This is a genomic window from Agrobacterium sp. 16-2014-1-2a (assembly GCF_053522705.1).
Window position 1 is genome coordinate 106,282 of the sequence record NZ_JBNWBX010000008.1, and the last position, 14,334, is coordinate 120,615.

Below are 14,334 nucleotides of genomic sequence, written 5' to 3' on the forward strand. Positions count from 1 at the left end.
AATGGGAACAATCATGACACCGACACAAAGCTACACCGCCGCCGCTATCCAGTTCGAACCGACCATGTTCGAAAAGGCGCGCAATATCAGCCGGCTGAGCGCCCTTTGCGAGGAAGCGGCGCAGGCCGGCGCCCGCCTGATCGTCACCCCCGAAATGGGGACGACAGGCTATTGCTGGTTCGACAGGGCCGAGGTGAAGCCCTTCGTCGAGGCGATCCCCGGACCGACAACCGATGTTTTCCAGGCGATTGCCCGCAAACACCGCTGCTATATCGTCGTCGGCATGCCGGAAGTCGATCCGGCGAGCGATCTCTATTACAATACGGCAGTTCTGATCGGTCCGGATGGCATCGTTGGTCGGCACCGCAAGTCGCATCCCTATATCGCCGAGCCAAAATGGGCCGCAAATGGCGACATCGTGCACGAGGTCTTCGAAACGGAGATCGGACGTATTTCAATGCTGGTGTGCATGGATCTGCACTTCTTCGAGACGGCGCGGCTGGAGGCTCTGGCCGGTGCCGACATCATATGCCACATCTCCAACTGGCTGCAGGAGCGCGCGCCCGCTCCCTACTGGATCAACCGCGCCTTCGAAAATGCCTGCTATGTCATCGAAAGTAATCGGTGGGGTCTGGAAAGAACCGTGCAGTTTTCCGGGGGAAGTTGCCTGATCGAGCCCGACGGAACGGTTGCCGCATCCATCGACACAGGCGACGGAATTGCCTATGGCAAGGTCGATCTTGCCCGTGCCCGTCGCCGCGAGGTCTTAAGCGAACCGGTCTTCAAGACGCGCCGGCCCGAGCTCTACATGAACATGATGACCAACAGCTTCACCTGGAACCCTGGCGATTACTTCCGCCTCTATGGCTATCAGCCAATCCCGCGCGGACGCAGATCGCGTGCAGCCGTTGCCCAGTTCGCGCCAACCTCGGTCATTGCAGACAATATTGCCCACATAACAAGGCTCGCAAACGAGGCTAAGGCGACAACGGCGCCGGACATTCTGGTGTTCCCGGAACTGTCGCTGACCGGACTTGAGGCCCCGCAAACGCGTGCGGAGCCGCTGTCTGGTCCCACCGTATCCGCCTTCGTTCGTCTGGCCATGAAGCTCGGCTTTTATATCGTCGCCGGATTTGCCGAAGCGGACGAAGACAGGATCTATAACAGCGTGGTCCTTGCAGGGCCGGAGGGGCTGGTGGGCAGCTATCGCAAGACGCATCTGGGCGTCGCCGACAGTTGGGCAACGGCCGGCGACGAATGGAAAATCTACGACCTTGCCATTGGCCGGGTGGGCCTGGCGATTGGCCACGACGCGCTTTATCCGGAAGCCATCCGTTCGCTTTCACTCATGGGATGCGATCTTGTTGCCTGCCCTTCGGCGATCGCCGGCACCTTCACCGGCAGCCATGGCGGTACGAAAATCCCGCACAACTATCCGATCCCAAAGGGCGCCGATCCCTACCACTGGCATGCGCTTCGCGTTCGCGGCGGCGAGAACAACGTCTATTTCGCCTTCGCCAATGTGCTGGACCAGGAAAAGGGTTATCTGGGCAAGAGTGCGGTATTCGGGCCGGATTCCTTTGCTTTTCCACGTCAGGAATCGGCGATCCTGGATGAGGAGGGGATTGCCGCTGCGGCTGTCGATACCACCAATCTCGACACGCCATATCCGACGAACATCGTCCGGCGAAAAGACCTTGTCGTCATGCGTCAGCCGCATCACTATCAGCCTCTCGTCAAATGGCATCAGTAAAAGGCGGCACAATGTCGACGTCTTTCAGGTCATAGCGGCTCATGTGAGCCCGGAACCAGGAATCGGCGCGATGTGAAACCATAAAAGTGTCAAGCCGCAGACGACGATATGGCATTGGAGCAAGCCCAATGCTATCGTTCGTGCAATATAAAACGGGGCAAGACAATCATGGATTTGGTAATTCCCAGCTTAACAAATCTCAGCCTGTTCGTCAGCGCTACACTGGTGCTGCTTCTTGTGCCGGGACCGGCAGTTCTTTACATCTTCGCGCGCTCGGTCGAGCAGGGTCGCTCTGCGGGGCTCGTTTCAATCCTTGGCATCCATACGGCCACGCTTGTGCATGTCGCCGCCGCGGCTGTCGGGTTGTCGGCGCTCCTGGCATCATCCGCGCTCGCCTTCAGCGTCGTAAAGTATGCCGGCGCGGCCTATCTGATCTGGCTTGGCCTCAAAAAGCTTTTTGGCCCCTCGGATATTCCCGGCGTCGAGGGCGATTTACCCACACGGAGCCGCATGCGCCTCTTTCGTGAGGGCTTTATCGTTAATCTTCTCAATCCGAAGACCGCACTATTCTTTCTGGCTTTCTTGCCGCAGTTCGTTGAGGTCAATCGTGGCCATGTGGCTATGCAGATCGCTTTTCTCGGGCTTGTTTACACAGCGATTGGCGTTCTGACGGACAGCTCTTACGCACTTGCCGCCGGCACGGCCGGCAAGTGGCTGAAGCGCAGTCCCGCGTACCTGAAGGCTGAACGCTGGGTCAGTGGTTTCGTGTATATCGGTCTTGGCTTGACGGCCGCTTTTGCTGGCAATCAAAAGAAATAGACCATCCTGTTGTACCTTGGGAGTCGCCCTGAACGGCTAACCTATTGGAGACAACGGGGCGTCCCTTGTGTTCGATTTTTGTCGGCGTCGCTTTGATATGAGATTTCGTAGCAAGCCGCGATTGGCTGTGGCGCCAGATCGGCGCCAAGGCCCTGAGCGATCTTTACTAAATCGACGGTTTTCAACCGTTTATTAGCTTGCTCGTTCCGCTCGAAACCCAGAAGTTGCGCCAATGACGTTTCCAGGTTGGCCAACAGGGCAAAGATGCGGTTGCAGCAATTAGTATAATTCAAAAAACCTACGGAGACCGTTGGCCTCCGTAAGCCATCTTGTCAGTTGTCGCCCGTGCACAATGCCGGTCAGGCTCCGTATGGCACCCAAATGTTCTTCACCTGGATCGCCCTGCGCAGATAATCACGACCCTGCGCTTCGGTGCGATTTAGCCAATCGGGCTGACGGCCATTATTGACCCAGGTGGCCTTCAGGTTGCCCGCAGAAGCCCGCTCGACCATCGCGCTTCCCTCGGTCGAGCCGAAATACCACACAGCCGCAACGTCATCATGCTCGGCCAGTGTCTTTGCAAGCAGATCGCTTTCGCCGGTCACAATGTTGATGACCCCGCCGGGCATATCCGACGTGTCCAGCACCTGGTAGAAATCACCGGCAATCAATGGATGGCGAGACGACGGGACCACCACAACGCGATTGCCCATCGCTACTGCAGGCAGCACCAGCGACACCAGCGACAGGAGGGGTGCCTCATCGGGGCAAATGATCCCGACGATGCCCCAAGGCTCGTTCATGGCAAGCGTGACGTGACGCGACTTGGTGGAGTGCACGGCGCCATCGAACTTGTCTGCCTGGGCGGCATAATAGGAAATACGGCGCAGAGATGCGTCGACTTCGTCCTTCGCCTTCTTTTCGCTGACACCGGTGCTATCGATGATGCGGGCGACAAATTCGTCACGCCGTGCATCGAGGTTCTCTGCAAGATAATAGAGCACTTGCGCACGGTTATGGGCGGTTGCGGAACTCCAGCTGCCTGCCTTGGACGCTGCTTCCACAGCATTGCGGATGTCCTTGCGGCTGCCTATTCCGGCCATTCCAATCACGGCGTTGCCCTTGCCGGTCACCGAATAACTGTAGCCACCGTCGGGGCGGGCTTGCTTGCCGCCGATATAGTTCTTCATGGTTCGATCAAGGCCATCAATCGCCATCTTGCTGTCAGCGTTCGGCAATGCAGATGGCGTGAAGGATTCAGCGGGCTTTGTAACCGGCAGGCTCTTTTCCCAGTCTGCCGCCAGATATTCGTAAAGCCCCTCGCGCGCACCTTCGCGACCGAAGCCACTTTCGCGGTAGCCGCCAAAACCTGCACCGGCATCGAGCATGTTGGTGCAGTTGATCCAGACCACGCCAGCCTTGACGCGGGCGGCCAGATCAAGCGCTACGTTGATGTTTTCCGACCAGATGGAGGCGGCGAGGCCGTAACGGGTATTGTTGGCCAGCGAAACGGCTTCATCCGGCGTGCGGAAGGTGGTCGCCGCAGCGATCGGGCCAAAGATTTCCACCTGGCAAACCGTCGATGCCTGATCGACTTCGGTGAAGAAGCCGGGAGCGACGAAATTGCCGGTGGCCGGCAACGGGTTGGAACTCTGCCAAAGTTCACCGCCCTCTTCCACGCCCTTGCGTACCAGATCCGTGATGCGTTTCACCTGCGTGGCCGAAACAATCGCGCCGACATCGGTCGACTTGTCGAGCGGATCGCCGACCCGCAGGGTTTCCAACCGCTTTTTCAGCCGTGCATAAAATTTATCGGCAATACCTTCCTGCACCAGCAGGCGGGAACCGGCGCAGCAGACTTCGCCCTGATTGAACCAGATCGCGTCAACAACACCTTCAACCGCCGCATCGAGATCTGCATCCTCGAAAACGATGAATGGTGACTTGCCGCCCAGTTCCAGCGACAGCTTTTTGCCCGAACCAGCAATCTGCTCGCGAATAACGCGACCGACCTTAGTGGAGCCGGTGAAGGCAACCTTGTCGATGCCGTCATGGCCGCAGATTGCAGCGCCTGTCGAGCCATCGCCCTGCACGATGTTGACGACACCGGCGGGAAGGCCGACCTCGTGGCAGATTTCCGCAAAGGCGACAGCGGTCAGCGGTGTCAGGTCTGCAGGCTTAAGTACCACGGTATTGCCGGCAGCAAGCGCCGGCGCGATCTTCCACGCCAGCATCAGCAGAGGGAAATTCCACGGGATCACCTGACCGCAAACACCGACCGGCGAGAAACCACGGAACTCGTCTTCCACCATTTCGGCCCATCCGGCGTGATGGTAAAAATGGCGGGCGACGAGTGGGATGTCGATATCGCGGGTTTCGCGAACCGGCTTGCCGTTGTCCATCGTTTCCAGAACGGACAGGAAGCGCTCGCGCTTCTGTACATGTCGGGCAATGGCATAGAGGTAACGAGCGCGCTCGTGACCCGACAGCTTCGACCATTTTGCGAAGGCCGTGCGGGCGGCCTTGACCGCCTGATCGACGTCTTCCTCATTGCCGCGAATGATTTCCGCCAGCTTATCCCCGTTTGCGGGGTTTGACACGGAAATGGTCTCGCGGCCCTCCGGAGAAACGAACCGGCCGTTGATATAATGTCCAAACGAGCGTCCATGCGCGTCGAGCCACTGTTTCACATCACCATTGGCTTCGGGGGAAGGTCCATATTCCATGGTTTCCAAAATGTCCTTGATGGGTCGCATTTTTTCAGTCCTTACGCGGCAGCGTGATGGTGAGCGCTGGAATAGCGACCGGTTACGAAATGTTCGAGCTGGCGCTCGATATCGCCAAGCATCGAGCTGGCGCCGATGCGGAACAGGTCCGGTTCCAACCAGCGATTGCCCAGCTCCTCCTTCATCAGCGTCAGCCATGACAACGCGTCCTTCGCTGTCTTCAACCCGCCTGCAGGCTTGAAGCCGACCATCTGGCCAGTCAGTTCGCCGTAGTCGCGCAGCGCACGCACCATGGTCAGACTGACCGGCAGAGTGGCGTTGACTTCTTCTTTGCCGGTCGAGGTCTTGATGAAGTCCGAACCCGCCTGCATCGCCACCATCGAGGCGCGATAGACATTGGTAAGCGTATTGAGATCACCCGTCGCCAGGATAGCCTTCATATGGGCGTCGCCACAGGCTTCACGCATCGCGGCGATCTCATCATAAAGTGCTGGCCAGTTCTGCGTCAGAACGAACTCGCGAGTAATGACGATATCGATTTCCTTAGCGCCCTGCTCGACGGCATAGCGGATTTCTGCCAGCCGCTGCGGTAGCGGAGTTAGGCCGGAGGGAAAGCCTGTCGCCACCGATGCGACCGGAATAGTCGTGCCTTCCAGTGCCTTGACGGCATGGGGCACCATGGTCGGATAGACGCAGACGGCACCGGTTGTGATGCCGGCGTCCGCAAGGCCGAGTGCTTCAAGAATGTCGTCCCTGACCGGACGTCGTGCTTTCGCACACAAGCGGCGCACACGACCGGCCGTGTCGTCGCCGGACAGCGTTGTCAGATCGATGCAGGTAATCGCCTTGATCTGCCAGGCAACCTGATATTCCTTCTTGACCGAGCGCCGGGTGGTGATTGTTGCTGCCCGCCGTTCAGAGGCACTGCGATTGACCGATACATCTTCAAACCATTCCGGTTTGAGAGCCGTGCCGTTGTTTCTGGGGAATGCTTCGCTCATTTTCTGTCCATTCTTGGGGTCAGGCTGCGGCATGGTCATGTTCGCGGCAGAATGCCTCGAACTCTTCGATGCTGGCATAAGCCTTCTGTGTTCCGGGACGGGTGATGGAATGCGCCGCATAGAGAGATGCCTTCTTCAGTGAGGACACGACCTCTCCCGTTTCGGCATAAAAGCGGGCAAAGGAGCCAATAAAGGCGTCGCCAGCGCCGGTGGTGTCTTTCGGCGTTACCTTGACGGGCTCGATATTGACGATCTCATCTGACGTAATCATGCGCGCGCCACGTCCGCCCAGCGTCACGATGACGGTACGGATACCGCGTGCGATCAGGGAACGGGCGGCAGTGATGATTGCTTCGTCGGTCTCGGTCGGCAAGCCGGACAGTAATGCCAGCTCGCTCTCGTTCGGAACGAGGAACGTTACCTGGCGAATACGCTCCGGATCGAGATTGGCAGCGGCGGGCGCAGGATTGAGGATCGTCTCGATACCGTTTTGGGCCGCAAGTTCGATGGTGTGATAGACTGTCTCAACCGGCACTTCCATCTGCATGAGGATCAGACCGCACTGTTTCAGATCGGCGGCCGCCTTGTCGACCTCTGCCGGCAGAAGATCGGCATTGGCGCCCTTGACGATGAGGATCGAATTCTCGCCAGACTGCTCGACGAAAATCGGCGCGACGCCACTGGACTTGCCGGCAACCTTCACCACGTGACGCGTATCCACGCCGAAGCTCTCGAGATTGCGAATGGTATTGTCGGCGAAGACATCTTCACCGACCCGGGTGACCATCATGACGTCAGCGCCAAGACGCGCCGCAGCCACCGCCTGATTGGCGCCCTTGCCGCCGCAACCCATTTCGAAGGCGGGAGCTTCGAGCGTCTCGCCCGGTCCGGGCATACGGTTCACATAGGTGATAAGGTCGACCATGTTGGAGCCTACGACCCCGATTTTCTTGCTCATGCCGAAATTCCCTGGATATCCTGTTTCAAAGGGCGCTGATCCTGGCGCCGAACTGATCGGCGGCAGCGCAATCGAGATAGCCGAGCCGTACCGGAAACGCCCTGCGTTCGCCCGGTGCCAGGCTCTGCACGTTGTTCTTGGCCTTCTCCGCCAGATAGCCCTCCGGCTCGCAGGTCGACGGCAGGGCAAATGCGGCAACTTGCGAATCCCCATTGACCAGGATCCAGCGCACCGTCTTCGGGAAGGCGGCAAGCGGATAGGAGATGGCAAAGCCATCGCCCTCACGCCGCTGCATCATCAGATGCGTAAGCCCCTCGCCGTCCGTCGGCAGGCCGTTAATGTAAAACACCTGTTCGGGGTCGTAACGTTGCGGCTCGTTAAGCACTTCCATGGCTGAAGGCTGCTTTGCCAGCGTCTCCAGCAGGGAAAGATAATCGGGGTTTGGCGTCACATGGCCGGGCACGGCCGTGCGCACCTTCACCTGCTCCGGCGTATACGGCACGGGCTGAACGATGCGTGCACCCTCGGCATAAGCAAAGTTCACATGGCACATATACATGAGGTCCATGGGCGCTGATGACAGGTTCTGGATATCCATGACCATGTCAAAAAGCGTGTCTTCAGCGTGCAAAGTCACGCTGGGGCGGGCGAGATAATTGGCGCCGAAGCCCATGACATATTCAACTTCGCCTGTTACCCGAACATAGGCGCCGCGCGCGTCGTGGGCGACGACAAAACCGGCCTTGTCCATGGCGGCACAGGGCATTTCACCGTGCAGGGGGTGATTGTCCTGCGGCGACGGGCAACCATTGCGCAGCATGCCACTGTGGAATGCAAAACACCCATAGGTCTCGACGATTGAACCTGCCGGTCGTGGTATGGCAAAGCGGCTTCCCATGGTCAGGTCGACGCCGTTGAACGCCACGCTCCAGATCATCTGCCCCATGAAAGGCAATATGACGATCCGGCCGAGGCGGTTGTCCAATTGCAGTGCCTCAATGCCGGTGGCATAGCGGAAGGCGGTGACCTTCAGCCCATCGGTTGCGGCCAGAAGATGCGGGACGTCTGTAAAGTCCTGCCTGCGGAGATGAAATTCCGTCGCCTGCATGAGATCACCTGCCGGGGTTGCGCCACGCATTGATGGCGATGACGAGAATGAGGAATGCCCCCCAGATGAAGTCGATAAGGTGGTTGGAGAACCGCATCATCTGGAAGCCGGAGGAAAGCAGCATGAGGGCGATCAGTGCGATGGCGATGCCAAGAACCCGCCCCTTTCCGCCTGCGGGATTGGTGCCGCCGAGTACCGCGATCAGCACCGCCTGCAACAGATAGGACGCACCGTAGTCGGATTTCGCTGCATTGGTTCGGCCGGACAGAATGATCCCCGCCAGTGACGCCAGAACGCCGGTCAGCATGTAGGAATACAGCATCATGCGATCTTTGCGGATGCCGGCAAACACTGCGGCCCGCGGATTGGTCCCGATCAGCATCAGGTTGATGCCAAGCGTCGAGCGCGTCAGCAGGATAGCCACGATGATGCACACGGCGACGAACAGCAGGAACGGAGTCGCGATGCCGAAGATTTTACCGTTACCGATCCAGTTCCATGCATCGGGAAAACCGACGATCGCCGGCCCGCCGGTCATCACCAGTGCCAGTCCCATCAAGACCTGGCCTGTGCCAAGCGTCGCAAGGATTGGCGTAATGCGCAGTTTCGCGACCAGCAGGCCGTTGACCAAACCGGCCAGCAAGCCGACTGCCATGGCGAGCAGGATGCCAAGACCGGTGTATAACACCATGCCCGACGTAGAGGATTGCCCTGCCTGAACCATGGTGGAATGGAAATAGACGCCTGCGATGATACCCGCCAGATTGGCAATCCCCACCACGGAAAGATCGATGCCGCCGGTCAGCATGGCGATCATCATGGCGATGGAGAGGATCCCCAGTTCGGGCATGATATAGCTGATGGACTCGAAGTTGTAATAATTCAGGAACTTGCCGGGGTTCATCCAGGTCATCAGCGCGAAGACGATGACGGTGATCACAAGGAGCTGAAGGATGTTGTTGTCGTTGCCGAGAAGCCGGCGCATATCGAACGAATTTTTCATGATGCGCTCTCCCGTTACGCTATGCTTTTGCGATCGCGCCATGCGGTGATGGCGGTGGCGACGATGATGATCAGGCCGACAACGACGCGCTGCCAGGTGGTGTCCACCTTCATGATGATCAGTGAGTTTTTGACCATCACCAGCATGAACACGCCCATCAACGTGCCGAGAACCGTGCCGCGTCCGCCAAAGATCGATGCCCCGCCCAGAACCACGGCCGCTATCACGTCGAGTTCGAGACCGACAAAGTCACGCGGGTTGGCAAGCCAGATCATCGATGAGTGCAGCAGCCCTGAGAAACCTGCCAGCGCACCGGCAACGCAATAGACAAAGAAGATCGTCGCACCCGTATTGAAGCCAACGCGCTTGGCCGCTTCGGGCGAGCCGCCATAGGCATAAACACTGCGCCCGATCATGGTGTAGGTGAGGACGAGGTGGATAACCAATGCCAGACCCATATAGACCACAAACATCGCGGTCAGGCCGAAAGTCGATCCCGTGGCCGACGTCAGCGAGATGACGTCGGTTTTGCCGAACCCGATCAGTTCCTTTGGCATCTTGTTGATGTTGACGATGCTGGTGCCGACGAGGCCTAGAACCAGACCACGCACGATCGATCCGGTTCCAAGCGTCACGATCAGCGGGATCATCCTAAAACGGTGGATAATGAAACCGTTGAACGCACCAAGAGCCAGCCCAATCAGCGTTGCCGCAACGAAGGGAACGAGCACGCCGTCATAACCCAGATAGACCATGGCGCGCACAGTCAGATACATCGCTGCAATGGCAAAGGCCGTGAACGAAACATCGATACCGCCGGAAATCATCACCAGCAGGACGCCGAGCGCCATAATGCCGATCACGACATTGGAACGCAGCAGCCCGAAAATGTTGTCCAGCGACCAGAATGCGGGGTTGATAGTACCAATAATGACCATGGCCGCCAGCAAGACGCCCGCGATAATAAATTCTGTGCTTCTGAAGAATTTCATGTTTTGCGGCCCCTCAATTCAGCGTCTTGAGCCGGTCATTAACGGCGTCTTCGGTCATGCCTTCTCCGGACAATTCATCAACGAAACGGCCGCGGTGCATAACCACCACGCGATTGCAGTTCTGCACCAGTTCCGGGACATCGTCGGAAATCATCAGCACGGACAGGCCTTCCTTTTCGGCCAGTTTGCGGATGATGTTATGAATCTGTGCTTTGGAACCAACATCGACACCGACGGTCGGGCCGTTCAGGATCAGCACTTTGGCGCCCGTCAGCAGCCAGCGAGCCAGAACCACGCGCTGTGCGTTGCCGCCGGACAGATGGTTGACCGGCGTGTGCGGTCCCGGCGCCACGATCTGCATGGCCGAGAACATATCGCGGGTCGTTTCGTCGGCCTTTTTACGATTGATGAAAAGACCGCGGACGAATTTCTCAATCGACGTGACAATGATATTGCGCTCGATCGATTGTGTCAGGAATAGCCCCTCGGTCAGGCGGTCCTCCGGCACATAGGCGACACCGCAGGCAATACCTTCCTGAACGGTCCTCGGGTGAACCTCGCGGCCTGCAAGGCGCACTGAACCTGTAAAGTCAGGGCGCATGCCAAACAGCGCCAGTGCAAGTTCGGTGCGACCCGAACCGATCAAGCCCGAAATACCGACGATTTCGCCCGGCCTCAGCGTCAGGTCGGCATTTTCCACCGAACCCGGAACCGAGAGATTGCGCACTTCCAGCACCGGCATGTCGGCGCCCTCCCGAGGAGCCCACTGGTAGCTGTGGGCGGTCAGTTCCTGCCCCGTCATCGCGCGTGTGATTGCCGGCTCGTCGAATTCGGCAATCGGTCCTTCGGCAACCTTCTTGCCGTTGCGGAAAACGGTCAGGCGCTCGCTGATTTCGAGCATCTCGCGCATCTTGTGGCTGACAAAGAGAACGGCAATGCCCTGCGCCTGAATATCGCGCACGATCTTGAACAGGGCATCGACCTCGTGGCGCGTTAGCGCCGTCGTCGGCTCATCCATGATGATCAGGCGCGCATCGGCCATGAGAGCGCGGGCGATCGCCACGATCTGCTTGCCCGACGTGGGCAGGCTTTCGACATCCGCATCAAGATCGATGCTCACGCCGAGGCGGTCCAACGCCTTTTGAGCCAGCTGACGAACCTGTCGCCAGTCGACCGTCTTGCGGCCTTCCATCAAGAATGTATTGATCGCCAGGTTTTCGGCGACCGTCAGGTTACCGAACAGCGAAAAATCCTGATAGATCACCTGAATACCGTGGTGAACGGATTTTACCGGATCGAGTTTGCCAACAGGCTTCCCGTCGATCAGAATCTCGCCGTCCTCGGGCGTGTAAACCCCGGACATGATTTTGATGACGGTGGATTTACCGGAACCGTTTTCACCGGCAAGGCAATGGATTTCTCCCGGGCGAATGCTCAGCGACACGTCGTCGAGCGCCTTCACGCCGCCAAACCGCTTGCCGATATGGCGCAGCTCGATCAGATTTTCAGTCATAATGGCCTCGTGCAAGGCTGGAAAACACGGGGTGTAAGGAGAGAGGGTTGCCCCTCCCTCCGTGGTTCGGATCAGAAGTCGTACTTGTCCATGTTTTCTTTGGTCACGCCGACCCAACCTGCGCCATAGAGCAGATGTGGCTTGGAGGCGTCAGGAACCAGCAGGCTTTCGTAACCGGGCAGGCCCATATTCAGGCCGGCCTTGATCTGCTCGTTCTTCTTCTCGAGAACCGCGACAGCCAGCATGTTCATGGCATAACCGGCAACGGCCGGATCCCAGAACTGAATGTACTGGATGTTATCGTTCTTGATGTATTCGCCGGCAACGGAAACCAGGCCCGTGCCCGAGAAGAAGACCTTGCCCGACAGACCGCCTTCGGCGATCAGGCGACCCGCGCCTGCCGATGTCGGCATCGGCGCGCCGAGAATACCGGTGATATCAGGATAGGCGGTCATCGCTTCCTTGAGTTTGGTATAGTCGGTATTGGCGTCGTCATAGGTTTCCAGCCGCTCGGTCGCCTGCGACATTTCCGGGAAGTTGGCCTTCTGGTACTCGACGGCGCCATCTATCCATTCCATCTGCGACTTGGACGTCAGACTGCCAACGGTGGCGACATATTTGCCCTTGCCGCCCATGGATTTGCCGAGCTCCTTCATCAGGTTCGCGCCATAGGCCTTGTTGTCGAAGGCTTCGATGTCGAAATCGACGTTCTGGATATTGGAAGCCTCATGGCTGATGACGACAATGCCGCGATCGCGGGCTTTCTTGAGCACCGGTTCCACCGCTTCCACCGAGAACGGCACGATGGCGATGGCGTCAACGCCCTGCGCGATGAGATTTTCAACAATCTGTACCTGGGCGGCGGCATCGGCCTGACTTGGGCCAACCATCCAGACATCGTTTCCGGTATCGCCCTTGAACTGCTCGACGCCATCGCGCATGCGGTCAAACCACGCGATGCCATCCACCTTCACGACGGTCGCAATGGTGTATTTCTTGCCACTCGCCGCGGTGATCAATTCCTTATTGACCTTCGATGTATCGACGGCGCTCTGCGCAAAGACAGCCGACGCCGAAAGCGTGGCAGCAAGCGCGATGGTTGCGAAAATCTTGTTCACGGATAACTCCTCCCTTTGAAACTGCACTGTGCCGGACCTATTCCAGTCGCAGCACCCGACAATGGTCGATCCCTAACGCCGGTATCCGCTCCTCACGCGTCCGACGCCTCCTCATTCTCCCGGAAAAGGCTTCCCACGCCCCGGTAGATGGACCACGATGTGACCCAGAAACCTGTTGTCTTCCTCTCCCGATAATGCGAACTATTATGATACAATCCGATCATTATGTTTCGATCGTTTCATGTTTGTTGTTCTTCTGTCAAGCGTAGAGAGGGGCGATTGCAAGGAAACTAACACCGAAATATGAAGCGCAGGGACAAACCGAAAGCGGAGATAAGGTGAGCAGAATAAGTGCACACAATGCCAGGTTGGACGCACTGGCCGGGCTGGTTCAGGAAACGGGTGTCCTGAGGCTGCGGGACGCAGCGTCCCGGCTTGGCGTATCCGAAATTACCATTCGCCGCGACATTGCCGCCGACGGTCAGCGGCTTAGCTGTCTTGGCGGCTACATCATTCCGGTTCAGGATGGCGCCATCAGCAGCGACTATGTGCTCGAGCAGGAGAAGGACAGCCATGCAACTGCCAAGGCGCGCGCCTGCACGCAGGCGGCAGCTCTAATCGAACCATATGACACTGTATTCATCGATTGCGGAACGACGATGCCGCATCTGGCGCGGCAAATTCCGGCAAACGCCCATGTCACGGTCATCTGCTATTCCCTCAATGTTGCAGAGGAGCTGGCGAGCAGAACCGATGTCCGCCTGATCATGCTCGGGGGGGTCTATCATCCGGAAGCGGCTTCGTTTTCGGGTGATGAGGGTATCGAGGTGCTGAAGCGCATCAATATCAACAAGGCATTTTTGTCTGCCGGTGGCGTGGACGAACAGCATGGCGTCACCTGCTCACATTTTCATGAAGTGCCGATCAAGCAGATGGTTATGCAACGCTCGGTTCAAAAGCATCTGGTGGTGGACAGCAGCAAATTCAGAAAGGTGCGAGCCGCGCGCTACGCTGCCATAGGCGACTTCAACTCAGTTATTGCAGATCAGCCTTCACCCTGGGCTTGAGACAAACCGACAACGAGGGCTCCCAAATAAGCCTCGGGAGAGAGAGCTCAGCGATATCTTTCGCCCCACCAGGGCGAACATCACCGCAGTCCGGCCAGAAAGCCGGCAGAAACGCCCCTGCTGCTACACCATTCCTGCGTATCCTGATGGAAGATTTCAGCAATACGAAGGGAGAGGAAAGATCGGCTGATGTTCATCAGACGTGTCTTCCATGCCTCGTAGCGAGTTGGCCGAGTGAACGAGTGCCATCAATTAGCTGTTTGACTTGAACGCGCT

The 14,334-nt window shown here is 58.1% G+C and carries 11 protein-coding genes; 3 read left to right on the top strand and 8 right to left on the bottom strand.

Annotation, left to right across the window (positions count from 1 at the left end; genetic code table 11):
• Position 1: 1 nt before the first annotated feature.
• Together ACQZ45_RS21155 and ACQZ45_RS21160 are read left to right on the top strand one after the other, a co-directional pair.
• On the top strand, positions 2–1,753 hold the full coding sequence (locus ACQZ45_RS21155; RefSeq protein WP_025591675.1) for a nitrilase-related carbon-nitrogen hydrolase: 1,752 nt from the start codon (positions 2–4) through the stop codon (positions 1,751–1,753).
• A gap of 168 nt (positions 1,754–1,921) precedes the next feature.
• A complete protein-coding gene (locus ACQZ45_RS21160) occupies positions 1,922–2,572 on the top strand; it encodes a LysE family translocator (RefSeq protein WP_013637548.1) in 651 nt (216 codons plus the stop codon).
• A gap of 359 nt (positions 2,573–2,931) precedes the next feature.
• Here the strand turns inward: ACQZ45_RS21160 and ACQZ45_RS21165 are convergent, their stop codons facing one another.
• From ACQZ45_RS21165 to ACQZ45_RS21200, 8 genes are all read right to left on the bottom strand, one after another.
• The gene (locus tag ACQZ45_RS21165; RefSeq protein ID WP_065687671.1) at positions 2,932–5,328 is read right to left on the bottom strand and encodes an aldehyde dehydrogenase family protein; all 2,397 of its coding nucleotides are present in this window, start codon (positions 5,326–5,328) and stop codon (positions 2,932–2,934) included.
• 11 nt (positions 5,329–5,339) lie between these two features.
• Positions 5,340–6,299 carry a deoxyribose-phosphate aldolase gene (gene deoC, locus ACQZ45_RS21170; RefSeq protein ID WP_025591671.1) on the bottom strand — a complete coding sequence of 320 codons (960 nt, stop codon included), beginning with the start codon at positions 6,297–6,299 and terminating at the stop codon, positions 5,340–5,342.
• A gap of 19 nt (positions 6,300–6,318) precedes the next feature.
• The gene (rbsK, locus tag ACQZ45_RS21175; protein WP_013637544.1) at positions 6,319–7,257 is read right to left on the bottom strand and encodes a ribokinase; all 939 of its coding nucleotides are present in this window, start codon (positions 7,255–7,257) and stop codon (positions 6,319–6,321) included.
• A gap of 25 nt (positions 7,258–7,282) precedes the next feature.
• Positions 7,283–8,365 (bottom strand): aldose 1-epimerase family protein, encoded by a 1,083-nt coding sequence (locus tag ACQZ45_RS21180; RefSeq protein WP_013637543.1) that lies wholly within the window; start codon positions 8,363–8,365, stop codon positions 7,283–7,285.
• A 4-nt stretch (positions 8,366–8,369) separates the two neighbouring features.
• Positions 8,370–9,368: an ABC transporter permease gene (locus ACQZ45_RS21185; RefSeq protein ID WP_013637542.1), complete on the bottom strand. Its 999-nt coding sequence runs from the start codon at positions 9,366–9,368 to the stop codon at positions 8,370–8,372.
• A 14-nt stretch (positions 9,369–9,382) separates the two neighbouring features.
• Positions 9,383–10,360, bottom strand: a complete 978-nt coding sequence (locus tag ACQZ45_RS21190) for an ABC transporter permease (protein WP_003517007.1) — start codon at positions 10,358–10,360, stop codon at positions 9,383–9,385.
• Between the two features lie 13 nt (positions 10,361–10,373).
• The gene (locus tag ACQZ45_RS21195) at positions 10,374–11,873 is read right to left on the bottom strand and encodes a sugar ABC transporter ATP-binding protein (protein ID WP_003517010.1); all 1,500 of its coding nucleotides are present in this window, start codon (positions 11,871–11,873) and stop codon (positions 10,374–10,376) included.
• A 71-nt stretch (positions 11,874–11,944) separates the two neighbouring features.
• Positions 11,945–12,991: an autoinducer 2 ABC transporter substrate-binding protein gene (locus ACQZ45_RS21200; RefSeq protein ID WP_003517012.1), complete on the bottom strand. Its 1,047-nt coding sequence runs from the start codon at positions 12,989–12,991 to the stop codon at positions 11,945–11,947.
• A 338-nt stretch (positions 12,992–13,329) separates the two neighbouring features.
• On the opposite strand from ACQZ45_RS21200, the gene ACQZ45_RS21205 reads away from it, so the two are divergent.
• Entirely contained in the window at positions 13,330–14,058 is a 729-nt protein-coding gene (locus ACQZ45_RS21205) for a DeoR/GlpR family DNA-binding transcription regulator (protein ID WP_013637539.1), read from the top strand.
• Positions 14,059–14,334 lie beyond the last annotated feature (276 nt).

Excerpts from the sequence above, each read along its gene's own strand:
- ACQZ45_RS21165 (WP_065687671.1), bottom strand. The coding sequence starts at position 5,328 with ATGCGACCCATCAAGGACATTTTGGAAACCATGGAATATGGACCTTCC.
- ACQZ45_RS21185 (WP_013637542.1), bottom strand. The coding sequence starts at position 9,368 with ATGAAAAATTCGTTCGATATGCGCCGGCTTCTCGGCAACGACAACAAC.
- ACQZ45_RS21155 (WP_025591675.1), top strand. The coding sequence starts at position 2 with ATGGGAACAATCATGACACCGACACAAAGCTACACCGCCGCCGCTATC.
- deoC (WP_025591671.1), bottom strand. The coding sequence starts at position 6,299 with ATGAGCGAAGCATTCCCCAGAAACAACGGCACGGCTCTCAAACCGGAA.
- ACQZ45_RS21180 (WP_013637543.1), bottom strand. The coding sequence starts at position 8,365 with ATGCAGGCGACGGAATTTCATCTCCGCAGGCAGGACTTTACAGACGTC.
- ACQZ45_RS21160 (WP_013637548.1), top strand. The coding sequence starts at position 1,922 with ATGGATTTGGTAATTCCCAGCTTAACAAATCTCAGCCTGTTCGTCAGC.
- ACQZ45_RS21190 (WP_003517007.1), bottom strand. The coding sequence starts at position 10,360 with ATGAAATTCTTCAGAAGCACAGAATTTATTATCGCGGGCGTCTTGCTG.
- rbsK (WP_013637544.1), bottom strand. The coding sequence starts at position 7,257 with ATGAGCAAGAAAATCGGGGTCGTAGGCTCCAACATGGTCGACCTTATC.
- ACQZ45_RS21195 (WP_003517010.1), bottom strand. The coding sequence starts at position 11,873 with ATGACTGAAAATCTGATCGAGCTGCGCCATATCGGCAAGCGGTTTGGC.